The sequence below is a fragment of the Pantoea coffeiphila genome, assembly GCF_016909495.1.
Classification (GTDB): domain Bacteria; phylum Pseudomonadota; class Gammaproteobacteria; order Enterobacterales; family Enterobacteriaceae; genus Erwinia; species Erwinia coffeiphila.
This window is the reverse complement of sequence record NZ_JAFBFW010000003.1, coordinates 340,172-366,362: the sequence shown is the minus strand read 5'-3', so window position 1 is coordinate 366,362 and position 26,191 is coordinate 340,172. Positions and strand designations below refer to the sequence as shown.

General features: G+C 56.0%; 29 protein-coding genes and 1 other RNA gene. 12 read left to right on the top strand and 18 right to left on the bottom strand.

Annotated elements, in window-relative coordinates:
* The first annotated feature begins 165 nt into the window (after positions 1-165).
* The 3 genes from JOE09_RS11430 (at position 166) to JOE09_RS11420 (ending at position 1,918) form a co-directional block, all read left to right on the top strand.
* A complete protein-coding gene (locus JOE09_RS11430; protein ID WP_105592318.1) occupies positions 166-558 on the top strand; it encodes a DoxX family protein in 393 nt (130 codons plus the stop codon).
* A 75-nt stretch (positions 559-633) separates the two neighbouring features.
* Positions 634-1,620 carry a glutathione S-transferase family protein gene (locus JOE09_RS11425; RefSeq protein ID WP_205065852.1) on the top strand — a complete coding sequence of 329 codons (987 nt, stop codon included), beginning with the start codon at positions 634-636 and terminating at the stop codon, positions 1,618-1,620.
* Between the two features lie 157 nt (positions 1,621-1,777).
* The gene (locus JOE09_RS11420) at positions 1,778-1,918 is read left to right on the top strand and encodes a hypothetical protein (protein ID WP_205065851.1); all 141 of its coding nucleotides are present in this window, start codon (positions 1,778-1,780) and stop codon (positions 1,916-1,918) included.
* A gap of 22 nt (positions 1,919-1,940) precedes the next feature.
* Here JOE09_RS11420 and JOE09_RS11415 read toward each other — a convergent pair whose 3' ends face one another.
* Positions 1,941-2,843 (bottom strand): LysR family transcriptional regulator, encoded by a 903-nt coding sequence (locus tag JOE09_RS11415; protein ID WP_105592044.1) that lies wholly within the window; start codon positions 2,841-2,843, stop codon positions 1,941-1,943.
* Positions 2,844-2,971: 128 nt separating this feature from the next.
* On the opposite strand from JOE09_RS11415, the gene JOE09_RS11410 reads away from it, so the two are divergent.
* The gene (locus JOE09_RS11410; protein WP_205065850.1) at positions 2,972-3,676 is read left to right on the top strand and encodes a pirin family protein; all 705 of its coding nucleotides are present in this window, start codon (positions 2,972-2,974) and stop codon (positions 3,674-3,676) included.
* A 34-nt stretch (positions 3,677-3,710) separates the two neighbouring features.
* Here JOE09_RS11410 and JOE09_RS11405 read toward each other — a convergent pair whose 3' ends face one another.
* The 3 genes from JOE09_RS11405 to rsmI all read right to left on the bottom strand — a co-directional run bounded on the left by JOE09_RS11405 (position 3,711) and on the right by rsmI (position 5,828).
* Positions 3,711-4,307 (bottom strand): Slp family lipoprotein, encoded by a 597-nt coding sequence (locus JOE09_RS11405; protein WP_205065849.1) that lies wholly within the window; start codon positions 4,305-4,307, stop codon positions 3,711-3,713.
* Between the two features lie 245 nt (positions 4,308-4,552).
* An RNA gene (rnpB, locus tag JOE09_RS11400) (RNase P RNA component class A) lies at positions 4,553-4,932 on the bottom strand.
* Positions 4,933-4,964: 32 nt separating this feature from the next.
* Positions 4,965-5,828, bottom strand: a complete 864-nt coding sequence (rsmI, locus tag JOE09_RS11395) for a 16S rRNA (cytidine(1402)-2'-O)-methyltransferase (RefSeq protein WP_105592048.1) — start codon at positions 5,826-5,828, stop codon at positions 4,965-4,967.
* 62 nt (positions 5,829-5,890) lie between these two features.
* On the opposite strand from rsmI, the gene JOE09_RS11390 reads away from it, so the two are divergent.
* The 4 genes from JOE09_RS11390 to dolP are packed head-to-tail and all read left to right on the top strand — an operon-like array spanning position 5,891 to position 9,504.
* Positions 5,891-7,930 carry a penicillin-binding protein activator gene (locus tag JOE09_RS11390; protein WP_205065848.1) on the top strand — a complete coding sequence of 680 codons (2,040 nt, stop codon included), beginning with the start codon at positions 5,891-5,893 and terminating at the stop codon, positions 7,928-7,930.
* A complete protein-coding gene (locus JOE09_RS11385; RefSeq protein ID WP_205065847.1) occupies positions 7,888-8,280 on the top strand; it encodes a YraN family protein in 393 nt (130 codons plus the stop codon). The genes JOE09_RS11390 and JOE09_RS11385 overlap by 43 nt, the downstream gene beginning before the upstream one ends.
* Positions 8,281-8,330: 50 nt before the next feature.
* Entirely contained in the window at positions 8,331-8,921 is a 591-nt protein-coding gene (gene diaA / locus JOE09_RS11380; protein WP_105592050.1) for a DnaA initiator-associating protein DiaA, read from the top strand.
* Between the two features lie 10 nt (positions 8,922-8,931).
* Positions 8,932-9,504: a division/outer membrane stress-associated lipid-binding lipoprotein gene (gene dolP, locus JOE09_RS11375; protein WP_105592051.1), complete on the top strand. Its 573-nt coding sequence runs from the start codon at positions 8,932-8,934 to the stop codon at positions 9,502-9,504.
* Positions 9,505-9,664: 160 nt separating this feature from the next.
* On the opposite strand, the gene JOE09_RS11370 is transcribed toward dolP, so the two are convergent.
* The 11 genes from JOE09_RS11370 to pmbA all read right to left on the bottom strand — a co-directional run bounded on the left by JOE09_RS11370 (position 9,665) and on the right by pmbA (position 19,529).
* Positions 9,665-11,575, bottom strand: coding sequence for a PRD domain-containing protein (locus JOE09_RS11370; protein ID WP_205065846.1), 1,911 nt, complete (start codon positions 11,573-11,575; stop codon positions 9,665-9,667).
* Between the two features lie 218 nt (positions 11,576-11,793).
* Positions 11,794-12,534 carry a 2-dehydro-3-deoxy-phosphogluconate aldolase gene (dagF, locus tag JOE09_RS11365; RefSeq protein WP_205065845.1) on the bottom strand — a complete coding sequence of 247 codons (741 nt, stop codon included), beginning with the start codon at positions 12,532-12,534 and terminating at the stop codon, positions 11,794-11,796.
* Positions 12,531-13,652, bottom strand: coding sequence for a DgaE family pyridoxal phosphate-dependent ammonia lyase (locus JOE09_RS11360; RefSeq protein WP_205065844.1), 1,122 nt, complete (start codon positions 13,650-13,652; stop codon positions 12,531-12,533). Before JOE09_RS11360 ends, dagF begins: the two co-directional genes overlap by 4 nt.
* On the bottom strand, positions 13,636-14,769 hold the full coding sequence (locus tag JOE09_RS11355; RefSeq protein WP_205065843.1) for an amidohydrolase/deacetylase family metallohydrolase: 1,134 nt from the start codon (positions 14,767-14,769) through the stop codon (positions 13,636-13,638). Before JOE09_RS11355 ends, JOE09_RS11360 begins: the two co-directional genes overlap by 17 nt.
* Before the next feature lie 45 nt (positions 14,770-14,814).
* Positions 14,815-15,459 carry a DUF4310 family protein gene (locus JOE09_RS11350; RefSeq protein ID WP_205065842.1) on the bottom strand — a complete coding sequence of 215 codons (645 nt, stop codon included), beginning with the start codon at positions 15,457-15,459 and terminating at the stop codon, positions 14,815-14,817.
* Between the two features lie 13 nt (positions 15,460-15,472).
* Positions 15,473-16,249 carry a DUF4311 domain-containing protein gene (locus JOE09_RS11345; protein ID WP_105592056.1) on the bottom strand — a complete coding sequence of 259 codons (777 nt, stop codon included), beginning with the start codon at positions 16,247-16,249 and terminating at the stop codon, positions 15,473-15,475.
* 33 nt (positions 16,250-16,282) lie between these two features.
* Positions 16,283-16,582 (bottom strand): DUF4312 family protein, encoded by a 300-nt coding sequence (locus tag JOE09_RS11340; protein WP_205065841.1) that lies wholly within the window; start codon positions 16,580-16,582, stop codon positions 16,283-16,285.
* A complete protein-coding gene (locus JOE09_RS11335; protein ID WP_200543400.1) occupies positions 16,582-16,941 on the bottom strand; it encodes an SFCGS family glycine-rich protein in 360 nt (119 codons plus the stop codon). The genes JOE09_RS11340 and JOE09_RS11335 overlap by 1 nt, the downstream gene beginning before the upstream one ends.
* Positions 16,942-17,032: 91 nt before the next feature.
* A complete protein-coding gene (locus JOE09_RS11330; protein WP_338049336.1) occupies positions 17,033-17,365 on the bottom strand; it encodes a glycine dehydrogenase in 333 nt (110 codons plus the stop codon).
* Between the two features lie 348 nt (positions 17,366-17,713).
* On the bottom strand, positions 17,714-18,100 hold the full coding sequence (gene cybC, locus JOE09_RS11325) for a cytochrome b562 (protein WP_205065840.1): 387 nt from the start codon (positions 18,098-18,100) through the stop codon (positions 17,714-17,716).
* 88 nt (positions 18,101-18,188) lie between these two features.
* Positions 18,189-19,529 carry a metalloprotease PmbA gene (pmbA, locus tag JOE09_RS11320; protein WP_200543396.1) on the bottom strand — a complete coding sequence of 447 codons (1,341 nt, stop codon included), beginning with the start codon at positions 19,527-19,529 and terminating at the stop codon, positions 18,189-18,191.
* Between the two features lie 186 nt (positions 19,530-19,715).
* On the opposite strand from pmbA, the gene yjgA reads away from it, so the two are divergent.
* Complete coding sequence (yjgA, locus tag JOE09_RS11315; RefSeq protein WP_105592062.1) at positions 19,716-20,258, top strand: ribosome biogenesis factor YjgA; 543 nt, start codon at positions 19,716-19,718, stop codon at positions 20,256-20,258.
* 206 nt (positions 20,259-20,464) lie between these two features.
* Here yjgA and mpl read toward each other — a convergent pair whose 3' ends face one another.
* Complete coding sequence (gene mpl, locus JOE09_RS11310; RefSeq protein WP_105592063.1) at positions 20,465-21,829, bottom strand: UDP-N-acetylmuramate:L-alanyl-gamma-D-glutamyl-meso-diaminopimelate ligase; 1,365 nt, start codon at positions 21,827-21,829, stop codon at positions 20,465-20,467.
* 166 nt (positions 21,830-21,995) lie between these two features.
* On the opposite strand from mpl, the gene fbp reads away from it, so the two are divergent.
* The gene (gene fbp, locus JOE09_RS11305) at positions 21,996-22,994 is read left to right on the top strand and encodes a class 1 fructose-bisphosphatase (RefSeq protein WP_205065839.1); all 999 of its coding nucleotides are present in this window, start codon (positions 21,996-21,998) and stop codon (positions 22,992-22,994) included.
* Positions 22,995-23,035: 41 nt separating this feature from the next.
* On the opposite strand, the gene JOE09_RS11300 is transcribed toward fbp, so the two are convergent.
* The gene (locus JOE09_RS11300) at positions 23,036-23,836 is read right to left on the bottom strand and encodes a MoaF C-terminal domain-containing protein (RefSeq protein ID WP_205066141.1); all 801 of its coding nucleotides are present in this window, start codon (positions 23,834-23,836) and stop codon (positions 23,036-23,038) included.
* Positions 23,837-24,012: 176 nt separating this feature from the next.
* On the opposite strand from JOE09_RS11300, the gene JOE09_RS11295 reads away from it, so the two are divergent.
* Complete coding sequence (locus JOE09_RS11295) at positions 24,013-25,122, top strand: class II histone deacetylase (RefSeq protein WP_205065838.1); 1,110 nt, start codon at positions 24,013-24,015, stop codon at positions 25,120-25,122.
* A gap of 122 nt (positions 25,123-25,244) precedes the next feature.
* A complete protein-coding gene (gene ppa, locus JOE09_RS11290) occupies positions 25,245-25,775 on the top strand; it encodes an inorganic diphosphatase (RefSeq protein WP_105592067.1) in 531 nt (176 codons plus the stop codon).
* A 68-nt stretch (positions 25,776-25,843) separates the two neighbouring features.
* Here the strand turns inward: ppa and JOE09_RS11285 are convergent, their stop codons facing one another.
* Positions 25,844-26,191 (bottom strand): gamma-glutamylcyclotransferase family protein, encoded by a 348-nt coding sequence (locus tag JOE09_RS11285; RefSeq protein ID WP_105592068.1) that lies wholly within the window; start codon positions 26,189-26,191, stop codon positions 25,844-25,846.

Here is a 26,191-nt window from a genome sequence, read left to right as displayed (position 1 = left end):
CAATTTTCTTGAACAACTTCGACAGATTATCTCGCTTACAATAGCCAGACTCCCCGTCTATTATCTCCAGCAACGAACGGCACTGAGCGCTAAAGCAGCGCCAGGCCACAGTAAAACAGGGTCCGCCTGATAGCACGGCCCATAAAATTCTTGTTGGGGATGATTATGAAAAAATTAGAAGATACCGGTTTCTTAGTGGCTCGCATCCTGATGCCAATTCTGTTTATCGTTGCAGGCTGGGGAAAAATCACCGGTTACGCCGGTACGCAGCAGTATATGGAAGCAATGGGCGTGCCGGGCTTCTTCCTGCCGCTGACCATTCTGCTTGAGTTCGGCGGCGGCCTGGCCATTCTGTTCGGCTTCCTGACCCGCTTCACCGCGCTGTTCACCGCAGCCTTTACGCTGCTGACGGCGTTTATCTTCCACACCAACTTTGCGGAAGGCCCGAACTCCATTATGTTTATGAAAAACCTGTCAATCTCCGGTGGCTACCTGCTGCTGGGCCTGGTAGGACCTGGCGCATACAGCATCGACCGTCTGCTGGGTAAAAAGTGGTAATTCCACTACACTTACAACAGTGAAGAATCCGGGGCGAGGAGCATATCCTCGCCCTTTCATTTTTAGGGAGGAAAGATGGGACAGCTAATTGATGGCGTATGGCACGATAACTGGTACGACACCAAGTCTACCGGCGGCCGCTTTAAACGTTCAGAAGCGGTATTTCGCAACTGGGTGACGGCCGACGGCAGCGCCGGTCCACACGGCAAAGGTGGCTTCCGCGCCGAAGCCGACCGCTACCATTTGTATGTGTCCCTCGCCTGCCCGTGGGCACACCGCACGCTGATTATGCGCCAGCTGAAAGGGCTGGAGTCGATGATTTCAGTTTCGGTTGTTCATCCACTGATGCTGGAGAACGGCTGGACGTTTGACGAAGATTTCCCCGATGTCACCGGCGACAGCCTGTATCAGAACGAATATCTCTATCAGCTGTATCTGCATGCCGACCCAACCTACACCGGCCGCGTTACGGTGCCGGTGCTGTGGGACAAACATCAGCACACCATCGTCAGTAATGAATCCGCCGACATTATTCGCATGTTTAACAGCGCATTTGACGGTGTTGGTGCCCGCGCCGGGGATTATTACCCGGCTGAACTGCGCGATGAGATCGATGAACTGAACGGTTGGATCTACGATACGGTAAACAACGGCGTGTATAAGTCGGGTTTTGCCACCAGTCAGCCGGCCTATGATGAAGCGGTGACGGCGCTTTTCAGCTCGCTGGACCGTCTGGAGCAGATTCTGGGGCAGCGGCGCTATCTGACCGGCAATCGTCTGACCGAAGCCGATTTACGCCTGTGGACCACGCTGGTACGCTTCGATCCGGTGTATGTCACGCATTTCAAATGCGATAAGCACCGCATTGGCGACTACCTCAATCTGAGCGGCTTCCTGCGCGAGATTTATCAGCTGCCGGGCATTGCGGGTACGGTGAATCTGCCGCATATTCGCCATCACTACTACCGCAGCCATAAAACCATCAACCCGAGCGGGGTGATTTCGGTAGGCCCGGCATTTAACTGGGACGAACCGCACGGGCGCGACGAACGCTTTCCCTGATCCTGCCCGTTAACATTCGGGGCGATTTTCTTTTCGCCCCGGACGTTCAACACCCTTTATTGATCTGGAACAAATTCTCCCAATTCGCACTTACGTATCTTTACTGATGTGAACGCAAATGCGGATTAACCGGAAGCCAACTTCCTGGAGTTGAACCATGATCAAGACTGTCTCTTTCTGCCTCGCCGTCGTGATGCTGTGCTACGTTGCTTTCGTGGGCCACTACTACTACGAAACGTTCTCAACGTTTAACGGCATCGAACACTCTCAGGAAAGCTCGGCTAACCCAGCGCCGTAAAGGAATACCGTGCCTGCGGGCTTTATCCCTGACGCTTCGCCAGCAGTTTCGGGATTTCCCGCAGGCACCAGGCCTTGGCTTCCCCCATACTGTCGCGCCGCCAGGCCATAATAATATCCACTTCCCGCGTATACTCAGGGCTGACCACACGCAGACGCCCTTCGGCAATATCCTGCTCAACCATACTGTATGGCATGGTGCCAACGCCCAGGCCCGCCAGTAAAGCACGGTGTTTGTCTTCAATGGTACTGACGGTCAGGCGCTGCTGTTTATCCAGCAGGGTTACGGTTAATACCGGCCTTTCACGCGCGGTATCCGCCACCGCAATACCGCGATATTTCACCCGGGTGGTTTCGGAAAGCGGCTCCGGCTCCTGATGAATCGGATGATCGGGGCTGGCAACGTAGACGCTCATCAGTGAATAAAGCTTGCGGGTGTTGATCTCGGAAGAGGCGCGAAAATGCATATCGGGCGCAATCACAATATCGGCGCGGCCCTGCTCCAGCCGTTCCCACGCCCCGGCGAGCACCTCGGTCATCAGCGAAACCTGAGTGTTGGCTTTATCTGCCAGTTTTTCCACCAGCGGGAATAGCAGCTCGGTGGAAACCAGCGCTTCGGTGGCAATCGTCAGATGCGTTTCCCAGCCGCGAGCCAGCGCTTCCGCATCGGTAGTCAGCTTGTCGGCGGCTTCCAGCAGCACGCGCCCGCGTTCAAGCAGCATCCTCCCAACGTTGGTAAATTTGGTGCGATGACCGGATCGGTCAAACAACACCACGTCCAGCTCCTCTTCCAGTTTCTGCATGGTGTAGCTTAACGCAGAGGGGACGCGGCCCAGCTCATCTGCTGCGGCAGCAAAACTGCCGCGGCGATCGATGGCATCCATTACACGTAGCGCTTCAAGCGTCAGAGCACGATCTTTAGCCATAGCTTTTCTCTGTCAGGAAATTTGAATATGCCGAGCAGATTAACTGGCTGGCATTCACCAGTCCAGAAACTTACCATAACCGAATAATAAATGGTCGGGCCAGCCCCGATTTACATAAGGAGAACAGCATGATCGTTAGTCGTACAGCGCAACAGTGTGGCAAAGCCGATTACGGCTGGCTTCAGGCTCGCTATACCTTCTCCTTCGGTCACTATTTCGATCCTAAACTACTGGGGTACGCTTCACTTCGCGTACTTAATCAGGAAGTGCTGGCACCAGGGGCTTCCTTTCAACCCAGAGCCTATCCGAAAGTCGATGTGCTGAACCTGATATTGCAGGGTGAAGCAGAATATCGCGACAGCGAAGGCAATCACGAAACGGCGCGTGCCGGTGAGGCGTTGCTGCTGGCTACCCAGCCGGGGATCAGCTACAGCGAACATAACATCAGCAAAGAGAGCAGCCTGACGCGGCTTCAGCTGTGGCTGGATGCCTGCCCGGAAAGAGAAAATAATCGCGTACAGCGGATTGCGGTACCGGAAGATAAAACCTGCACCCTGCTGGCTTCCCCCGACGGTAGCGAAGGCAGCCTGCAGCTCCGGCAGCAGGTGTGGATTCACCAGGTGGTATTACAGCCGGGTGAACGCTATCAGGTTCCCCTGCACGGGCCGCGCGCGTATTTGCAGTCGATCCACGGCGCATTTACGGCAGTTACCCACTCGCACGAGCAGGAAGCCCTCACCTGCGGCGATGGCGCATTTCTGCGGGAAGAAGAGAGCGTTCTGCTGACGGCAGAAACGCCGCTGCGGGCGCTGGTGATTGATCTACCGATATAAATTCTGCCGGGCAGTTCGCCGCCCGGCCGAGTTCCTAGCGCGTTACTACCGGCTGGACAATCGTCGTTGAATCCTGCGGATACCATCCCCAGCCATACGGATAACCCGGGGTATCCCAGCCGTTGTCCCAGTATGGCCCTACGCCATAATCCCAATAGCCCGTGGTGATCAGCCGATCGCTAACATGCCATATCTGGTATCCGATCAGGTCCATCTGCAGAAAGCGAGTATTAGCAGAACCAATTTTACCGCTCGTGGTGCCGGTTACTGTACCAAGCAGAGTGACCAACCGGTTACGGAATGAAAGCGGTTCGAGGTAGCCTGGATAGCGTGCAATGACTCGCCCGAGGTAGGGTTTATCGAGTTCAGGTTTAGCCGATGAATCCAGCGACTGCACGGCGACTTCCAGCAGCGTTTCTCGTTCGTGATTAATCACATTGACCACCATCCCACCAAACCGAACCTGCTGGCCTTTATACAGCGCAGGATCGTTCATGACCTTCGTCCAGGTCATGGTGCTTAATTGGGGATCGTTGCCCCTGATCGCATGGGGGATATCCGCACAGCCGGTGATGGTAAACAAAAACCCCACACCCAAAAATGCGCTATAGATCGTTTTGAGCTTCATCATTTGCAGCTTCCTTTTGCTAAAAAAATCCTGAAGTTATCGACTATGGGGCGATTATAGAGCGATGGCATAATCTGTAAGGGTGAAATCCTGCGGCGGTTGGGAGGTGCCATCAAGTGTTGAGAAGGGTTTTATCGAATGAGTCGAAGCTGACCGTTAAGCCGCGTTCTTTTCATAGAGAGGGTCGTGGACAGTCATTCATCTGCCGCAAAGCAAAAAACCCGCCGAAGCGGGTTTTTTATCGAAGAAGTTGAAGCTGACCGTTAAGCCGGGTTCTGTCGTGGACAGTCATTCATCTAGGCCAGCAATCGCTCACTGGCTCAAGCAGCCTACCCGGGTTCAGTACGGGCCGTACCTTATGAACCCCTATTTGGCCTTGCTCCGGGTGGAGTTTACCGTGCCGCGAACTGTTACCAGCCGCGCGGTGCGCTCTTACCGCACCCTTTCACCCTTACCTGATCCCACTTGCGTGGGCCATCGGCGGTTTGCTCTCTGTTGCACTGGTCGTGGGCTTGCGCCCCCCAGGCGTTACCTGGCACCCTGCCCTATGGAGCCCGGACTTTCCTCCCCTCTGTCTGTCTCCCCCGAGGGGGGACGGCAACAAAGCGGCGACTGTCTGGTCAGCTTCGGCGCGCAGTGTATAGCGTTTTCTATGAGTTGTCACTCACCCTGCTGCTCAAGGGCGTACTTATACAGGGCATTTTTTTTCACCCCGTGAATTTCGGCGGTCAGCGCTGCGGCTTTTTTCAGCGGCAGTTCGGCCTGCAACAGCGCCAACGTGCGCAGCGCTTCCGGCGGCAGTGCATCCTCTTCGGCGTGATAACCTTCCACGATCAGCACCATTTCGCCCTTGCGGCGGTTCTCATCTTCCAGCACCCACGCCAGTAGTTCGCCCACCGGCGCGCCCTGAATCGACTCCCAGGTTTTGGTGATTTCACGCGCCAGCACCACATAGCGGTCCGGCCCCAGTACCGTCACCATATCCTGCAAACTGTCGATCAAGCGGTGGGTGGATTCATAAAAAATCAGCGTGCGCGGCTCCTGCTCCAGATCGCGCAGGGTATCGCAGCGGCCTTTGCTTTTGGCGGGCAGAAAACCTTCGTAACAGAATCGATCGGACGGTAACCCCGCAGCACTTAATGCTGTTACCGCTGCACAGGCTCCCGGCAGCGGCACTACGCGAATCCCCGCTTCGCGGCATAAACGTACCAGGTGATAGCCCGGATCGTTGATCAGCGGCGTGCCGGCGTCGGAAACTAAAGCTATGCTTTGTCCCTCACGGAGCTTCGCCAACAGCGATTCTGCTTTCTGCTGTTCGTTATGGTCGTGCAATGCGAAGAGCCGCGCATTGATGGCGAAATGTTGTAGCAACAGTCCGGTATGACGTGTATCTTCCGCAGCGATCAGATCGACGCTCGCAAGCACCGTCAGTGCCCGCTGGGTGATATCGCCCAGGTTACCAATCGGTGTTGGAACGATATAGAGCGTGCTGGCAGAAATATCTGCCCGATCGTGTTGTTTCATTGTTTGATCCGAATAGCCGATTTAATATTGAGCATCTTGAAAAAAACATCACTGGATACAGTATGCTTCCTTCGAAAGTAGTTCGTAGCAAAGCCGGGCGTAGCCTGCCGCTTCTGCTGGCCGCCCTGATTTTTGCCGGATGTACCGGCCAGGCACCGCAAACGCCACCGGCGAATGTCCAGGGCGCTGCCACCGGCACCTCTGACTATTATCTGCAGCAGATGCAGCAAAGCTCAGATGATAACAAGGTTGGCTGGCAATTACTCGCAATCAGAGCACTGTTGAATGAAGGCAAACTGCCGCAGGCTAATCAGCAGCTCTCCCAGCTGCCGCAGCAGCTTGATGCCACCCAGAGCCAGGAACAGCTGCTGTTGCAGGCGCAGCTGCACGTGATTGAGCAGAATTTCCCGCTGGCGGCCGACAGGCTGAAGCAGGTTGATGTCGCATCGCTCTCGAAAGATCAGCAGGCCCGCTACTACCAGTTACAGATCGCTATTGGCCAGGGCCGCCCGACGCTGGACGTGCTGCGTGCCTATATTGCTCAGGAACCGCTGCTCGCCAACCCGGCTGAGAAGCAGGCAAATATCGATGCCACCTGGCAGGCACTGAGCCAGATGACGCAGGATCAGCTGAACAACGTGACCATCAATGCAAACGAGAACGTGCTGCAAGGGTGGCTGGATCTGCTGGGCGTGTATAAAGCCAACAGCAACGATCCTGATATGCTGAAGGCCGGTATCAGTGACTGGCAGAACCGCTATCCGTACAACCCGGCAGCAAAAATGCTGCCGTCGGCGCTGAGCCAGGTAAAGAACTTCCAGCAGGGTTCTACCGGTAAAATCGCTCTGCTGCTGCCGCTGAGCGGCCAGGCGCAGGTCTTCGCCAACGCCATTCAGCAGGGTTTTAACGACGCGAAGAACGGTACGCTGATGCAGTCCGCTGCGCCTGCGGCTCCGATTCAGGCACCTGATGCCACAGCCAATCCTGACGCTGCGGCAACCGATGCCAATGCGGTGGTCAGTCCGTCAGCCGCACCGACGGACGGCACGGCTCAACCGGATGCCGCACAGCCACAGCCGGTGGCGTCCAGCAACGTGGAAACAGCAGCCCCGTCAGGCAACACCCAGGTTCAGGTTTATGACACCAGCACCCAGCCGGTGGATCAGCTGCTGACCCTGGCACAGAACGACGGTGCCACGCTGGTTGTGGGTCCGCTGCTGAAAAATCAGGTTGAGCAGGTGGTCGCCAGCCCGACAGCGCTTAACGTGCTGGCGCTTAACGAGCCGGAAACGATCCAGAACCGTCCGAATATTTGCTACTTTGCGCTTTCTCCTGAAGACGAAGCGCGCGATGCCGCGCATCATATGTGGGATCAGGGCAAACGCTCTCCGCTGCTGCTGGTGCCACGCAGCTCGCTGGGCGACCGCGTCATCAAAGCCTTCGCTACGGAGTGGCAGCAGCTGGGTGGTGGCACTGTACTGCAGCAGCAGTTTGGTTCTACCGCTGAACTGAAGCAGGGCATCAACAGCGGCGCGGGTATTCGCCTGAGCGGAACCCCGGTTAACGTGCAGCCAGCCCAGCCTCAGGGCGTGACCATTGCCGGTCTGAATATTCCGGCTCCGGTGAGCGATGCCCCGGCTGCGGATACCGCCAGCTCCGGCGGCAGCGTGGACTCTGTCTATATTATCGCTACGCAGAGCGAGCTGACGCTGATTAAGCCAATGATCGCGATGCGCGTCAGCAGCCGTGATAACGTCAGCCTGTACGCGAGTTCGCGCAGCAACCAGGCCGGTGCCGGCCCGGACTATCGTCTGGAGCTGGACGGCCTGCAGTTCAGCGATGTTCCGCTGCTCTCCGGCGCAAACACCGCGCTGATGCAGCAGGCGGCGAAGAAGTTTAACAATGACTACTCACTGGTTCGTCTGTATGCGATGGGCATTGATGCCTGGTCTCTGGCCAACCACTTCAGTGAAATGCGCCAGCTGCCGGGCTTCCAGCTGAAAGGCAATACCGGCAATCTGAGCGCAACACAGGACTGCGTGATTAACAGGAAGTTAGCATGGAGCCAGTATCGTCAGGGGCAAATCGTTCCGGCATCCTGAGTCGACAGCAGCAGGGGGCGATGCGTGAAAAACAGGCGCGCCGCCTGCTGGAAACAGCCGGTCTGCGCTTTGTCGCCGCGAATGTTCGCTACCGATCGGGGGAACTCGATCTGATTATGCGTGACCGGCAAATATGGGTTTTTGTTGAGGTTCGCTATCGCCGTTCTGACCATTTTGGTGGGGCAGTAGCCAGCGTCACCCGCAGTAAACAACAAAAACTATTGCGAGCGGCAGCACTTTGGCTGCATAGCCGTGGTCAAAGCTTTGACACTGTTGACTGCCGTTTTGATGTGGTCGCCATCACCGGAGAACAGGTGGAATGGCTGCCCAATGCGTTTACCGCTGAGTAACGGCGCTGAATGACAGGTCGAAGACCGCGAAAACTAACCAGGTGAATGACGTGCTGGAAAGAATTAAAGTCTGTTTTACTGAGAGTATTCAAACACAAATCGCCGCAGCGGAAGCGCTTCCCGATGCGATTTCCCGCGCTGCGATGACCATCGTGCAGTCGCTGTTGAATGGGAACAAAATCCTGAGTTGTGGCAACGGAACCTCCAGTGCCAATGCCCAGCATTTTGCTGCCAGTATGATCAACCGTTTTGAGACCGAACGCCCGAGCCTGCCTGCAATTGCCCTCAGCGCCGATAATGTGCTGCTGACGGCGATTGGTAACGATCGTCTGCACGACGAGATTTACGCCAAGCAGGTTCGTGCACTGGGCCATGCAGGAGATATCCTGCTGGCCATTTCAACCCGCGGCAACAGCCGCGATATCGTGAAAGCAGTAGAAGCCGCGGTAACGCGCGATATGACTATCATCGCGCTTACCGGTTACGATGGCGGAGAGCTCGCCGGTTTACTGGGCCCGCAGGATGTGGAGATCCGTATTCCCTCGCATCGCAGCGCCAGGATTCAGGAGATGCATATGCTGACCGTGAATTGCCTGTGCGATTTGATAGATAACACTTTATTTCCCCACCAGGATGTCTAAAGGAGCTTAAATGAAGGCATTATCTGCAACGGCAGTTATTCTCACCGCATTGATGTTACAGGGCTGCGTCGCCGCAGTCGTGGGTAGCGCCGCCGTCGCGACGAAGAGCGCCACGGACCCGCGTACCGTTGGTACTCAGGTGGATGACGGCACGCTGGAACTGCGCGTCAGCAATGCGCTGTCGAAAGATGAACAGATCAAACAGAACACCCATATCGTAGCCACCGCTTACCAGGGCAAAGTGCTGCTGACCGGCCAGTCGCCGAACGCAGAGCTGGCCACGCGGGCTAAACAGATCGCCGTGGGCGTTGATGGCGCAACCGAGGTCTATAACGAGATCCGCACCGCCAGTAAAGTCAGCTTTGGCACCGCCTCTTCCGATACCTGGATCACCACCAAAGTGCGCTCTCAGCTACTGGGCAGCGACCAGGTTAAGTCATCTAACGTGAAGGTGACCACCGAGAACGGCGAGGTGTTCCTGCTGGGTCTGGTGACGAACGAAGAAGCAAAAGCGGCAGCGGATATCGCCAGCCGGGTCAGCGGCGTTAAGCACGTCACCACGGCGTTTACGATTCTGAAGTAAAGTCCGTATTGAGAGCGTGATTGAAGGCGGGAAGGAACCCGCCTGCAGTTTTCACAGCACGACTCTGGAACCCACCGGGCTCTGCCGTTCAGCGGATTCAGCGTGACAATCTGTCGTTCACCCGCTGGCGGGTGGCAAATTCCTGCCCTTCCTGCTTTTTCTACAGCCGACTCAAACAGTCCATCGCCACCGCTTTAAAACTGTCAAAATCCTTGCTGTCCCGCAGCCGCGTCATCGCCCGTTCACGCATAAACGTCACGAACAGATCGTAGATCGCCATCGCCTCTTCATACTCACTTTTGCTGATCGCCAGCAGGAAAATGACATAGGCGGTTTCATCGCCCCATTTAATCCCCTGTGGGGCCAGCACCGTATAAACGCAGGTCTTCTTCGATAGCAGGCCAAGAGAGTGCGGCAGCGCAATCCCCTCGCCCAGCATGGTGCTGACAATCGCCTCGCGCTCCTCGACAGACGGGTAAAATGTCTCGTCTACGATCCCTTCCTGTTCCAGCCGATCGCACAGCTGGCGGAACAGCTCGGAACGATCGATCTCACGATCGATAATGCAGAAGTGGCTGGCGTCAAAAAACTTCTCCAGCATGTAAGGACGGGTGCGATCCAGCAGCACCTGCTTGCCCAGCTGTTCGAGCTGAAAATCGGTAGGGAACGGCGACATCACCACCACCGGCTTATCTTTATCGCTGAGCCGCGCGGTGGAAATCACGAAGTCTTCTTCCACCGCCGCCAGCTGTTCGTATTCACGCAGGGAAATGATGCGGCGCACTTCAATCTGCGGGTATTTACGCATCAGCATCGCCTGGATCATCCGTACCGTCGAATTGCCGGTATCGCAGACCAGCAGCACCAGCGGATAGCGCTGATAGCCAACGTTATAGTGGCGCTCCAGCCCGACGCCGATATGCAGCACCAGGAATCCCACTTCGTTTTCGCTGATGGCATAGGGGGTATATTTACCCCAGCTGGAGACCGCCGCCAGCGTGACGTCGTACGCCATCGGATAGTGCTGTTTGATATTCGCCAGCAGCGGATTGGGGATATTAATCTGGTAACGCACCCGGGTAATCATGGTTTTAATATGCGTCAGCAGATCGGCACGCAGCTGCGGGTCGTTTTGCAGATTAAAACCGTAATGGCTGTTGATGTAGTTGAGAATGTAATCCACCAGCGATTCGCCATCGTCCGGGCTGATGGCGCTGGGTGCGGATTCTTCAATGCGCCTGGCGGCAATATGCACCTGTAGCCAGGCCTCTTCCGCCGGAGAGATACTTTTACCGGTAATCGGTCGCATCAGGTTAATAATGTGGCGAGCCGCATCACGCACGTCGTCGGCGACGTCTGCGGCAATAAAATCAGACAGCGGATAACCCTCGGCGATGCGGCGCACCGCCACCGCGCAGTAGAGACGCAGATACAGCTCGGCATCGTCGGCCAGGCGGATATTAAAGCGCGACAGGCAATCCAGCAGCATCGGCTGCAGCGTGGCCAGCATACCCCGGTTCAGCGCTTCCAGCTTGAGCAGCGGGCTGTCGGCATCCTCCTGCGCCAGCTGATAGAGCAGATCGGTCAGGCAGGTGCGCATCGCCGCTTCACTGCCGAACAGCTTCATGCCGTAACGTGGCCGGGTTTCAATCTCCAGGCCGTAACGGCTTAGCCATTCTCTCACCTCTGCCATATCACCTTGCAGCGTGGTGCGGCTGACAAACCATTCATCTGCCAGGTCTTCCAGCTTGAGGGAAAAAGCCGAGGTAAGAAAACGGGTTAACAGGTAATGGACCCGTTCCGTTGAGGTTCGCGGCACACGAAGGCTCGACGTTGACTGTTGCAGCAGGCGGTCATAGCGCCCGGCATCATCAATCTTTAACTGGTAGCCTTCGCCGCGGCTAAGGACAAAACTGGCGCCGTGGTCGGCCAGCAGTTCATTGAGGGCGGTAACGTCGGTGCGTACAGTGCGGGTGGAAACGGCCAGTCGGCGCGCCAGTTCATCCTGCGGCAGGATTTCATTTTGCAGAAGGTCAAACAGCTGTGCCAGTCGTTGGTTGGGGAATCTCACGGGGTACCATTATCATCAAATTGAAGCGTTTTATGGGGTGTTTTTATACTCAGCCTACCTTTATTCGCGCCGAAAAAATAGCGTAGCAGCCTCTGCAAATTTTCATTTGACAGATATCGCAATTTATTCAAAAAGTGCGAGATTTTGTTTCGGAAAGAATAGATTTTTCCCCGCCGTTGTAAGATCAAAAACGATCGTCCAACGGCGGGAAATCCGGCTTACGCCATCACTTTGCGGGTGATCGCCATCAGCGTGGCGACATCCGCCGGACGGGTCAGCCCGGTGGCTTTATCAATGATCGAGCTGTAGATGTGCGGAATAATTTTGCTTACCCCGGCATCCAGCGCAATGCGCAGGATCGTCTCGTAGTTGTTCAGATCGATGCCGCCGGTTGGCTCCAGCCAGAAGTCGTTCGCGGCGCAGGCTTCGGCCAGCGCGCGGAACTCGTTAATATCCACCATCTTATCCATCGGGAAGAACTTGACCGAGCTGCCGCCCATATCTTTCAGCATCGCGATCGCCGTAGCGACCGGCACAATGCCGTCTTCCTCTTTGCAGCTCAGCGGACCGGTAGAGATTTTCACCATGCCGGGACGCCCGGTAGGTGATGCCAGACCGTTGACCACCGTTTCCGTCTGGCCCAGCAGTGCGCGGCTGGTGCCCACGCCGGTGAACACCTGGTTCACGTGCTGCGGCTGAACCTGTGCCGAAATCGCACTAACCATCGCTGACTGGTTCGGATCGCCCGCGCCCAGCCCGACGGAAAGCGCGTTGTCGATCAGCGCCGCATACTCGCGCATATCTTTTACCGCGCTGTCCACGCTGTCGTAGTTTTTAGACAGGACGCCGACCAGCACGTGGCCTTCAGCGGCTTCCCAGATATCTCTGGCGTTCTGTTTAGAACCGGCCAGGACGTTAAGACATACACGATCGCGATAGAATTTTGGTGTCAGTTTCATGCCTGTTTTCCCCTGGCTAATAAATCCTGAATAGCGGTAAAAATCTGGTGCAGCTGCCCGGCGGAGACGCTGCGTACGTCAACTTCAACAATACCTTCGTTGGCCTTGTAGCCACGGAAATAGATCGCCTGCTCGCCGGTCTTCAGCGCCTGTACCATCTCGCCGGTGCTCATGCCGATGCACGACTCATCGAAGTGGATCTCCGCACGAGCGATATCGCGCCCGGCGGCATCCCACACCACGCGCGCCTGAATGCCGTTCAGGCCGTTGAGATTGGTGATAAACGGCGTCATTTTCTCAACCATCTGCGCGCCGCTGGTTTTTTCCTGCACCAGATAGTTTTCAATCGCCTGGGTAAGGCCAAGAATGCCCTCTTTACCCACCTTCATCGCCCGGCCAATGCCCAGCGACTGGCGCTTAACCCACTCAACCTGCTGCTTTTTGCCGATCACCAGCCCGCTGGTTGGGCCTTCGATAGCTTTAGCACCGCTGTAGATCACCAGATCCGCACCCAGCGCGGTGTAGGCCAGCAGATCCTCTTCCGCTGCGGCATCCACAATCAGTGGAACATCGTGCTTGCGTGCCACGGCCACCGCCTGCTCCACGCTAAGGTGGCTTTTCTGCACGCTGTGGTGGGATTTGATATAGAGGATCGCCGCCGTGTCTGGCGTGACCGCCGCCGACAGCTGCTCCGGTGAGCATTCATTGGCGTAGCCCGCTTCAACCAGACGGCCGCCGCCCAGCGTCACCATAGTGCCGACCGGCGCGCCGAAGTTCACGTTGTGCCCTTTTGGCAACACGATATCGTGCGGCACGGTCAGCGGCGCGGCGTGCAGGTTTTCCAGCAGCCAGTCGTTGTCCTTAACGATCACGCCAGCCACGGACTGTGCAATACCGGCGGAGGCGCAGGAAACCACTACCGCCGCTTCGCAGTTCAGCAGCCCGGCGATGTACGCGCCGGTTTTGTTGACCAGGTCTTTCATCTCAAAGTAGTGGTTAAGACCGTATTTTACCGTCTCCACCACGTCTGCCGCCGGGGTGGAAACACCCAGAATGGTCATGCGGCCCGAGGCGTTAATCACCTGTTTCAGGCCATATTTCTCATAAACTGAAGTCATTACGTTTTTTCCCTTCATCGGTGAGGAATCCCTGCCCGCCCACCATCGCGGCAAGCGGTACCAGCTGCGTTTCACCAGCCAGCGTGTGGCCGTCAGAATCGGTAAACACGCACGGCTGCTGCTGCAGGTCAAAAATGGTCAGATCGGCCTCGTATCCCACCTCCAGACGACCTTTGCCCTGAAGCTTCAGTCCGTCTGCGGCGTGAACGGTCACGCAGTCGATCACCTGCGACAGCGTCATGCCGACGTGCAGGAACTTCGACATCACGTGCGCCAGGCTGTGTACCGGACCGTTAATGCGGTTACGACAGTAAATATCGGAACTGATGGTCTGCGGCAGAATGCCCTGAGCAATTGCTACCCGCGCCACCTCAAAGTTGAAGCTGGCGGTGCCGTGTCCCACATCCAGCCGCACGCCGCGCTGGATCGCCCGGCTGACCGACGCACGCAGCTGGCCTTCCGGCGTCAGGATGCGGTTTGGCTTGCCGTTGTAGCAGTGGGTGATGATGTCGCCGGAGGTCAGCAGATCGGCGATTTCATCCAGATTCGGTGGGTTATTGCCGATGTGAACCATCAGTGGCAGACCGCCGTTCTCTTTCTGCAGCGCTTTGGCCCGCTCCAGCGGTTTAATGCCGTTTTGCTCAACGACGCTGCTGCTGATGCGCGCCTTCAGGCCGACGATAAAGTCCGGACGGCGCTGTAACGCTGCTTTCAGCGCGGGGCCATCGATCCTCGCCATATCGCCCAGCTCGTTCTGGGTCAGAATGCCGCTGCGGGCGATATTCATCAGCGCATAAACCCGGGTGGTGCAGTCGCGCGTAAGCTGCCAGAAATCATCCACGTCGTCGGCACCGGTGCTGCCCGCATCGATCACCGTGGTGACACCGGTATCAACGCCGATGCGATCGGCTTCATCGTGGTAGATCGGTGATTTGGGATAGCAGTGGACGTGTGAATCAATCCAGCCCGCGCTCAGCCAGTAGCGCCCGGCCAGATCCCACTCCCGCGCTGCCGGGCCGGTGACGGCACCCACTGCGGCAATTTTCCCCGCCTGTAACGCCACATCGCTTAACGAACCATCGCTGAGGCGGGCATTGCGGATAATCAGGTCATACATGGTGAACCTCCGGATCGTGGCGGCGCTGGCCGCCACGTTGAGTGATTACAGGGCGATCGGGAAGATGGCACCCAGCACCATCGCACCGAGAATAGCCCCGCCGGTAATCGGTTTACCCCAAAGGTAAAACAGCAGTGAACCCACCAGCGAACCCAGACCAATCGGAATCGATGCGGTCATCGCGGAGAGGATAATCAACGGCCCGAGGAAGCGGCCTGAGGTATTACCCGCGCCCATCATCACATCCGCACCGTAGGTGGAGTCGCTGTTATTGATGGTGAATTTACGTGCCAGAATAATGATGTAGCCCACCGCCAGCCCGAGCACCATGCCGGTAACCAGCGACGCGGCAAAGTTCGCCACGGGGAAAACGAAGCCCGCGCCCAGCAGCAACGCGGGAACGCCCAGGCCGATACCGGTCTGGATAGCGCCGCCGATATCAAGAATCCCCACCAGCGAGCCTTCAATGATGCGGGCAAACAGGAAGCTGGCACCGAAGGCCGCTACCGCACCATAAACGCCGGTTTCCATGCCCGAACGCAGCATCGAAACAAAGGCCACTTCGTTAAAGGCACCCAGGCCATAGACGTAATACATGTGTGTACCGGCGAACACCCCGGCAGAAAGCAGGCCGACAAAGATCGGGAATGACCAGTCGTCGTACCAAAAACCGCGTTTTGACTCTTCCATTTCCATCGTCCTCTTATTTGCCGCTCAGGGAGTTGTGGATCATCTCCAGCCAGCCCGGTACGCCGAGCTGGAAGGATTCCAGCATCTTCATATCGAAACCACGGAAGAAACCGCTCAGCACGAACAGCAGCACAATGGCGACCATCATCACTTTGGTGACGCGATTCCAGCCCGCTTCTTCCACACCCTTACCAATCAGGATGCCCAGTACCAGGCCCGGTACGGCGTTGCCCATGATCAACTGCGCCAGGCCGCCGAAAATGGTTGCCCAGAAACCGGATTTCTTACCGGCATCGATTGCCGCCAGCCAGAAGATCACCGGCATGACGGTATTCACCAGCAGGTTTGCGGCCGGAACCAGTACTTTAACCGCCGTGACCTGTAGCGCTGCCGGTACGGCTGAGGCGGTAGAGTTGAGGAAAGCGACGACGATCATGCCGATGATGCCGCAGGCAATCGCCATCTTTTTCGGGTTATGCAGCGTTTCCGCCACGTTGCGGTTCTTCACCATCAGCGCGGCCGCACCCCAGTTCGGGATAATGCGGTGATCAACGTCCTGGGTGAAGGAGCCGGCGGCAACCGATGACGCCCAGGCGTTAAAGAAGAAGCCCAGTCCGAACGAGAAGTGAGAGGCCGGATCGCCTTCACAGGAGTTCAGCTCACCCAGTGTACGAAATGCGCCCATTCCCTGAGACGTCGGGGCGTGAAACATGCGGGCGGCACCGGCGCCAACGCCGACCCCAACCAGCCCGCCGATAATCAGCGATTTAAATAAAATGATTAAAAACATTAGCTTTTCCTTTAGTTTTATTGCCCAACGTTTTTAGCTTTTCGAGGAGAAATCCACCTGCTCGGCATCAACCACCGAGACATTGACGGTAATCGCCAGATCCACGCTGTACAGCCGTCGTTCGCGCGCGAGGAAGAAGAACAAAAACTTCTCGGTTTTAACGCTCTGCGTGGCCCGCAGCACCTGAACATCAACCGGTTCAATGCGCAGCAGGATTTTGCTGGTGGATTTCAGTACCGTGTTTTGTACCCGGCTGAGGGCATCAGCAAAGGCTTTGCCCTTGCTGTCGCCTTTACCGCTGACGGTCACCGTCGTGGTGAATTGCTCTTTCATCAGCCGTGCTTCTTCTGCCAGGCCAGAACCAGACGCTCGCCCAGCTCTTCTTTATCCATAAAGCCGAAGCCCAGCACGTTCGCCCCCTCGTTGATGGCGGTAACGCCCTCATCGACGGAACGCATGCCGTATTTCGCTTTATAGCCATACTTGGTCTGCGCGGTGATCGCACCGGCACCGCCGCTGCCGCAGAACGAGATGCCGAAGGTGGCATTTTCCGCTTTCATCACATCGCCCAGCTTCATATCTGCCGCTACGCCCGGTACCACAATGGCTTTACCGCCAGCTTTCTCGACGCCCGCAGCAACTTTCTGGCCTTTACCTAAACGATCGCCGATCACTACAATAATTTGAGACATGCTGTGTTCCTTAAATTGAATGAGTTACTACGCGTAACCTCGGTGGTGCTGTCAGTTTCCCAACCCCAAAATGACAAGCTAACCGGGCTAATCAGGCGTTTTCTTTCGCCACTTCAAAATGTACGGAGAGGAGCCAGGCTTCCTCTTTGGGCAGGTTGCCAAACAGATCCACCACCTGCTGCGCCAACGTCATCGACGCTGCTGAAATATCTTCAAACAGTTCTGCCTCCACCTCCGGCAGCGGTTCGCCGGTGAGCGATCGCAGTGCCATCGCCTTAACGTGCGAAGTCAGCATCTGTTGCTGAACCGCGTTAGGCACAATGGCTCGTTCTGCAAACAGTCCGGCAATTTGCGCCATCACCTGCTCTGCCAAAGCCTGAATTTCGTCGCTGCGTTCTGTGGCCGACAACGTTCCATTACTCACATCGATCCCCCTGTGTTACGTTTCGGCTAATACCAGAAACCTTTTTGCTGATGCGAATAAAGTACCGCCGGAGCGCTTTTCTGTGGAGAACGACTTTTTCCACTTCGAAACGGAAATAATGCCAACAAGAGCGATCCGGCTCGCAAAAACGTTAATTCGTGCATTTTTAATTTAACTATGAAAATTACGGCGCATTATCAGTAATCCGCTGCGCAATCCATGCGTTACAGGAATAAAAGCGACACGTTCGTGAGAAGACTTTAATGGAAGAAGAAGAAAAACTTATGGCGGAAAAAGGGCCCACTGCGGGGCCCTGTCTTTATTTATGATGGTGAATAACGCCAGCGATTAGCGAAATTTCTTATGGCCTTCGTCACGAGTTGCGGCAAATTGCTTCGCCTGTTCCTTTGCTCCGGCTAAATCACCGGCATTCGCCAGCTTCAGGCTATCGTCAATCTGGCCAATCAGCTTATCCAGTTCAGCATGATAGTCCTTCACCTGCGCGCTGTCGGCGGGCTGGCCCTCCAGCTTGTCCGGCGTATGAGTTTTCGCATCGCTGGCAGCGGTGCGCATATCGCTTAAGGCGCGAACCATCTCTGCCTTATCATCGGTTTTCTGTACCGTCCGTAAGGCACCTTTCAAAACGTCCATGTCGCCTTCAAGATCCTGCGCCAGCAGCGGGGAGGCGGCGCACAACAGGGCAGAGCTCAACATTGCAATCAATAATTTACGCATATCAGATCCTATTTTTATAAACGGGTATCATGCTGCAAAAAAAAGGCGACTTTGCAGTCGCCTTCTATATTACGCGTAAATTGTTAAATTATTGTCCGGCAATATTCATTTCTGGTAACAAAACGGAACCGCACTGAATATTGCTGCGGGTTTCAATATCGCTACCGACGCTGACCATATTGCGCCACATATCTTTTAAATTACCGGCGATGGTAATTTCACTGACCGGATACTGAATCACGCCGTTTTCAACCCAGAAGCCCGAGGCACCGCGCGAGTAGTCGCCGGTGATGCCGCTCACCGCCTGCCCCATCAGCTCGGTTACCAGCAGACCGGTGCCCAGCTGCTTCAACATCTGCTCAAAATTGTGGCCCTGCCCGGCAATACGCCAGTTGTGAATACCGCCCGCATGGCCGGTGCTTTTCAGCCCCAGTTTGCGCGCGGAGTAACTGGTCAGCAGCCAGGTTTGCAGTACGCCGTCTTTGATGATGTCGCGCTGCTGAGTACGAATACCTTCGCTGTCGAACGGCGTGGAGGCCAGCCCTTTCAGCAAATGTGGCTGTTCCTGGATCGTCAGCCAGTCCGGCAGGATCTGCTGGCCAAGCGAGTCCAGCAGGAAGGTCGATTTACGGTAGACGCTGCCGCCGCTGATTGCCCCGACCAGGTGACCAAACAGGCCGGTCGCCACTTCGGCGGCGAACAGCACCGGCGCTTTCATGGTGGAAAGTTTGCGTGGAGACAGGCGCGACAGCGTACGGCGGGCGCACTCTTCACCGACGGACTCCGGTGAACTCAGATCGGTAATCGCCCGCCCGATGGTGTAAGCGTAATCACGCTCCATGTCGCCGTTCTCTTCTGCAATCACGCAGCTGGAAAGGGAGTGGCGGCTTGAGCAGTAGCCCTGCAGCATGCCGTGGCTGTTGCCAAAGACTTTGATGCCCACGTGGCTGTTGAAGCTGCCGCCTTCGGTATTGGTAATACGTTTGTCGACGTTCAGGGAAGCCTGTTCCGCTCGCGCGGCCAGCTCGATAGCGCGATCCGCATCGATCTCGGCGGGGTGGAACAGATCCAGATCCGGCGCCTCAAACGCCAGCAGATCGCGGTCGGCAACGCCCGCATACGGGTCCGCCGAAGTGTAACGGGCGATATCGATCGCCGCCTGAACGGTGCGTTTAATCGCTTCAGGGCTAAGGTCGGTCGATGAGGCGCTACCTTTGCAATTCTGATGATAAACGGTAATGCCCAGCGCACCGTCGCTGTTGAATTCAACGTTTTCCACTTCACCATAGCGCGTGCTCACGCTGATGCCGGTAGTTTTGCTTACCGCGACTTCCGCCCCATCAGAACCGGCTTTTGCCAGCTCGAGTGCCGTCGCGACCGCCTGTTCCAGGATTTTTCGCTGTTCTGCAACTTGGGAGAGTAATTTCATCGACCTGCCGTATAATTAACAGTGCGGTTTCCCTGTGGCCTAACTCGTTCATATCCTGAGCTTTAAACCACCTGCAAAACCGCGCATGGGTGATAAGGGTTAATTTGAGTCTAACAGACTCAGAGAACAATTTCGCAGTAGCCAGCGTTTCCTGATAGCATTAGCCTCTTTTTCTGGAGCCTAACCATGACCAAGCAGCCCGAAGACTGGCTCGATGACGTACCCGATAACGAAGAAGAAGAAGACGAAGAGATTATCTGGGTCAGTAAAAGTGAAATTAAACGCGACGCCGAAGAGCTGAAACGCCTCGGTGCCGAGCTGGTAGAGCTGGGGAAAAACTCCCTGGACCGTATCCCGCTGGATGAAGATCTGCGTGCCGCGATCGAGCTGGCGCAGAAGATCAAAAAAGAGGGCCGTCGCCGTCAGCTGCAGCTGATCGGCAAGATGCTGCGCTCACGTGATGAAGAACCGATCCGCACCGCGCTGGACAAGCTGAAAAATCGCCACAACCAGCAGGTTGCGCTGTTCCATAAACTGGAAGTGCTGCGCGATCGTCTGGTTGAACTGGGCGATGATGCCGTACCGGATGTGCTGAATCTGTACCCGGATGCAGACCGCCAGCAGCTGCGCACGATGATTCGTAACGCGCAGAAAGAGAAAGCGGATAACAAGCCGCCTAAAGCCTATCGTCAAATCTTCCAGTATTTGCGCGAGCTGGCCGAAGCGTAATCGGTTTGGACAGGGCTGCAACTCTTGCACCCTGTCCTGATATCTCCGGGCACTGCATTTTCCGCCCCGATCAATCAATCCCATTCAGGCCGTGCTTCGCGATTTAACTCAGAGGCACCGGTGTCCCGCTGATTAATAAGACACGGGTTACGAACGCATTTACGGACACCGGCCCGTTGCTTTCGCAATGCGACCGTCCCCCTGGGTTACTTTTCCACTTTAGCCAGACGATCCAGCAGCTTCTGGTGAATGCCACCAAACCCGCCGTTGCTCATGACCAGGATGTAGTCGCCCGGCTGAGCTTTTTTGGCAATCATCTCAACCAGCGTATCGACATCCGCGCTCCACTGCGCAGGCTGCACGCAGGCTTCGGCGACTTCAACTACCTGCCACGGAATGTGGTGCGGCTGGAAGAGGAACACTTCGTCGGCGCGGCCCAGCGCCGGAGCCAGATCGTCCTTGCTGATGCCCATTTTCATGGTGTTAGAGCGCGGCTCCAGCACGGCGAGAATGCGTGCGGTACCGCCGACCTTGCTGCGCAGCGCCGCCAGCGTAGCGAGGATCGCCGTAGGGTGATGGGCAAAATCGTCATAGACTTTAACGCCGTTGCTTTCACCACGCAGTTCCAGGCGGCGACGAGCGTTGATAAAGTCGTTAAGCGCGCGGCCGGCATCTTCCGGTTTCACGCCGACGTGTCGCGCGGCGGCAATTGCCATCATGCCGTTATGCATGTTGTGCTCGCCCACCAGCGACCAGTTCACCTCAGCAACGCGTTCACCGTCCAGATAGACTTCCCAGTGGGAAGCGTCCGGCGTCAGTTTTTTCACCTGCCAGTGGCCGTTATCGCCGATGATCTCCTGCTCGCTCCAGCAGCCCATCGCCATCACCTGCTTCAGGTTCGCGTCGTTTTCCGGCAGGATGATTTTCCCCTGACCCGGCACGATGCGCACCAGATGATGGAACTGCTTTTGGATCGCCCGCAGATCGTCAAAGATGTCTGCGTGATCGAATTCGAGGTTGTTGAGGATCAGCGTGCGCGGGCAGTAGTGAACAAATTTAGATCGCTTGTCAAAAAACGCACAGTCGTACTCGTCCGCTTCAATAACAAAAAATGGGCTTTTTCCTAAATTTGCCGAAACCTCAAAATTGCCCGGCACCCCACCGATCACAAAGCCCGGTTCATAGCCGCAGGCCTGTAAAATCCACGCTGTCATGCCCGCCGTGGTGGTTTTTCCGTGGGTTCCTGCTACCGCAATGACCCAGCGGTCACGCAGCACAAAATCATGCAGCCACTGAGGTCCGGACAGGTACGGAATATTACGTTCCAGCACCGCTTCAACACAGGGATTTCCCCGGCTCATTGCGTTGCCGATGATCACCAGATCCGGGGCCGGATCGAGCTGCGATGCATCATAACCCTGAATTAAATCAATGCCCTGCTTCTCCAGCAGCGTGCTCATTGGCGGATAGACGTTAGCATCAGAGCCGGTGACGTCGTGCCCCAGCGAACGGGCCAGCATCGCCAGGCCGCCCATGAAGGTGCCACAGATACCGAGAATGTGAATACGCATAGAAGGTCTGTTCCTTATTAGTTCGTCGCACAGTGTAACGCCCCCATCGTGCGGAAGAAACGGATTTACCCTATGTTCTTTACCGTTCAATCGGCTAAACTGCGTACGCATACGTTGCAGTTTGTAAAACAGGCTGCTACTCAACCGCAGATTCAGGGATTGTGTTATGAAAACGTTAGGCGAATTTATCGTCGAGAAGCAACACGACTTTCCGCACGCAACGGGTGAACTGACCTCATTGATCTCCGCGATCAAGCTGGGCGCAAAAATCATCCACCGCGATATCAACAAAGCAGGCCTGGTTGATATTCTTGGCGCAAGCGGCGCTGAAAATGTGCAGGGCGAGCAACAAATGAAGCTCGATCTGTACGCGAACGAAAAACTGAAAGCCGCGCTGAAGGCCAGGGGTATCGTTGCCGGTATCGCATCTGAAGAAGAAGACGAGATCGTTATCTTTGAAGGTGTGGAAAACGGTAAGTACGTGGTCCTGATGGACCCTCTCGACGGTTCTTCAAATATCGATGTAAACGTTTCCGTTGGAACGATCTTCTCTATTTACCGCCGTATCACCCCTCCGGGTACGCCGGTAACCGAAGAAGACTTCCTGCAGCCGGGTAGCCAGCAGGTCGCAGCAGGCTATGTGGTTTACGGTTCGTCCACCATGCTGGTGTACACCACTGGCTATGGCGTTCACGCCTTTACCTACGATCCGTCACTGGGCGTATTCTGCCTCAGCGCCGAGAAGATGACCTTCCCGGAGAAGGGTTATACCTACTCCATTAACGAAGGTAACTACATTCGTTTCCCGCAGGGCGTGAAGAAGTACCTCAAGTTCTGTCAGGAAGAGGATCTGGACACCCATCGTCCTTACACCTCGCGCTATATCGGTTCTCTGGTGGCGGACTTCCACCGCAACCTGCTGAAAGGCGGAATTTATCTGTACCCAAGCACGGCCAGCCACCCGAAAGGTAAACTGCGCCTGCTGTATGAGTGCAACCCGATGGCCTTCCTCGCCGAGCAGGCGGGCGGCAAGGCCAGCGACGGTAAAAACCGCATTCTGGATCTGATTCCAGAAACGCTGCACCAGCGTTCACCGTTCTTCGTCGGCAACGACCATATGGTGGATGATACCGAACGTTTCCTGCGTGAATTCCCGGATAACTAACGGTTAATCAGGGCGGTCATACGACCGCCCTGTTCTTTTGTTCATCCGCTATGCCGGGTGACGTTCAGCACCGATACCTGCGCCCCCATCGCAAAGTTAGTGATTTCCCGCAAATTGTGCTGCTGATAGCCGAGGATCTTTCCGTCGCTCCGCAACTGCGCCATGTCGATCAGCACGACGCCAAGCGTCGGCACGATTTTTTCCTGCCAGATAAACAGATACAGCCGCTCGGTGATTTTTATCGTATGGCAGCGATCAACATCCGCCAGTCCTTTTTCAACCCCCTCGAGGCAGTGCCAGGCGTAGTTATTCGCATTGAGGTAGACATGCTCATAGCATTCATGCGGGTTGTAACGGTACTGATTACGCATGCCAATCAGATCCGGGCTGATGCCGTGAAGCGGCGAATCGGGGTTGCATGGGCCGTCAAGCCGCCCGCAGCGTATTTCAACCCGAACCCCGGTCAGCGGCAGCCCCTGTTCAATGCGGCTGAAGGCGGCCAGGCGAATTTGCTGCTCGCTGGGCAGCTGGCCAGAAACAAGGGAAAAGCAGCCACGATGATGATCGCAAATCAGCGTCAGCGTACTGCTGCGGCGCTGGTTATCGACAAAATCGATAAACTCAATACCATCACGAATGGCCGTGATCCGGCATGGAACCGCTGGCTGGTGATTCCACTCCAGCATGGCATCACCGGTAAAACGACAGCTTAACTTGCCGCCGACGGGGAAGTGCAGTAGCAGGGCCGATTTATGAGGCGCAACCGCCGGTAATACATAACTCTCCCTGGCAAACCCGTCCGCAAGTTCGCCAACCGGGATATAAACTGCTTCATTGCTCATCATAACCTCCATGGTTTTTTATAGGGTCGCGGTGCCCTGAACCGACAAGCACCAGGCCCAAAAAGCAGTGTTCATCGTTTCTTACGCACGCTCCATCGTCCTTAAGGACGAAGATAAACCCGCCTGTCTTCACCTAAAGTAGAAAACCGACCAGTGACGCAGCGGAGAGAAACACCATGCGCAATACCGGCTTTTTTCATGATGAACGTTGTTTCTGGCACAGCACCGGGCTGCATGCCGCTATCTTACCGATTGGTGGCTGGGTGCAGCCGCCCAGCGGCAGCGGCCACGCAGAATCTGCCGAAACCAAGCGGCGGATGAAGAACCTGATGGACGTATCCGGCCTCTCAGCGCAGCTTCATTTGCGCAGTGCCAGCCCTGCCAGTGAAGAAGATCTGCTGCGGGTTCACCCGGCTCACTATTTGCAGCGCTTTAAGCAAATCAGCGATAACGGTGGCGGTATGTTTGGTGAGGATGCACCAATGGGGCCCGGCAGTTACGAAATCGCACGCCTTTCTGCCGGACTGGCAAGCGCAGCGGTAGCCGCCGTGTTGCAGGGCGAACTGGATAACGCCTACGCACTTTCGCGCCCGCCCGGACACCACTGCTTGCCGGACCAGGCAATGGGATTTTGCTTTCTGGCGAATATCCCGATTGCGATCGAACAGGCGAAAGCCCGCTTCGATGTGGAACGGGTGGCAGTGATAGACTGGGACGTGCACCACGGTAACGGCACCCAATATATTTACCGTCAGCGCCGCGATGTACTGACTATTTCGCTACATCAGGATCGCTGCTTCCCTCCAGGTTATTCCGGCGAGGACGATCGCGGCGAGGGCGAAGGCTACGGTTACAATCTGAATATTCCCCTGGAAGCCGGTGGTGGCCATGACGCTTATCTCTATGCGCTGGATCGCATCGTTATACCGCAGCTGGAACAATTCCGCCCGCAGCTGATTGTTATCGCCTGCGGCTATGATGCCAACGCGCTGGACCCGCTCGCGCGCATGCAGCTGCACAGCGACAGCTTCCGTGAAATGACCGCGCGAATAATGGAAACCGCAGACCACCTTTGTGACGGCAGGCTGGTGATGGTGCATGAAGGGGGTTATGCCGAAGCCTATGTGCCGTTTTGTGGGCTGGCAGTGATGGAAACGCTGAGCGGTATCCGCACCGAGGTTACCGATCCGTTACTGGAATTTATTAAACTACAGCAGCCGCGTGAAGCCTTCATTGCGTTCCAGCGCGAGGCGCTCAATCGTTTACAGCAGAAGATAAGCCGCTAGCCGGGTCAGAACAGTCTGCTATCGCTCCGACGTATTCTTAAACGCTGAAAAAGGGCAGGACTTTAAAGTTGACCTGGCTATAATAGCCGGCACTCAACCTAATATGATTTAAGGAACTCAGAATGAGCCTGAACCATGTACCAGCGGGCAAAGACCTGCCAGACGATATCTACGTTGTTATTGAGATCCCGGCTAACGCCTCTCCGATCAAATACGAAGTAGACAAAGAGTCTGGCGCTCTGTTCGTTGACCGCTTTATGGCGACAGCAATGTTCTATCCGTGCAACTACGGCTACATCAACAACACCCTGTCTCTGGATGGGGACCCGGTTGACGTGCTGGTACCGACCCCGTACCCACTGCAGCCTGGTTCAGTGATTCGCTGCCGTCCGGTTGGCGTGCTGAAAATGACCGACGAGTCTGGTGAAGATGCCAAAGTTGTTGCAGTACCACACAGCAAGCTGAGCAAAGAATACGAGCACATCCAGGATGTGAACGACCTGCCTGAGCTGCTGCGCGGCCAGATCACCCACTTCTTCGAGCAGTATAAAGCGCTGGAAAAAGGCAAATGGGTTAAGGTTGACGGTTGGGAAGGCGTTGAAGCCGCTAAAGCTGAGATCGTCTCTTCTTTCGAGCGTGCTGCTAAGAAGTAATCTTTGCGCGCTTTAAAGTAAAAAAACACCGCTCACTGAGCGGTGTTTTTGTTTTCAGGAAAGAGCGGTTATTCACCGGCCTCTCTTTGCAGCCAGTCACCGCTAACGATGCGCTTTCTGCCTGAGACGGAACGCTGATACACGTACAGCCACGCACTGCCGTACGGGGTTTGTAGCAGCTCACGCTTGTACTCCCCGCCGGTTTCTCTCAGAGCATCCAGCTCCCCCAGGGTTGAGGCATCGATCCGATAAACTTCACAATAGACCTGCCCCTCACCCGGGACCACGCCCGGGTAATGACCAAGGCTGTAGAGCTCGTAGCCGTCGATCAGATGATCGCCCAACCACTGCCCGTTCGTCATCCAGTGACTGTTACCTTGCTTGCGTCGCAGACTGCCGTAGACAATTATTCGCAT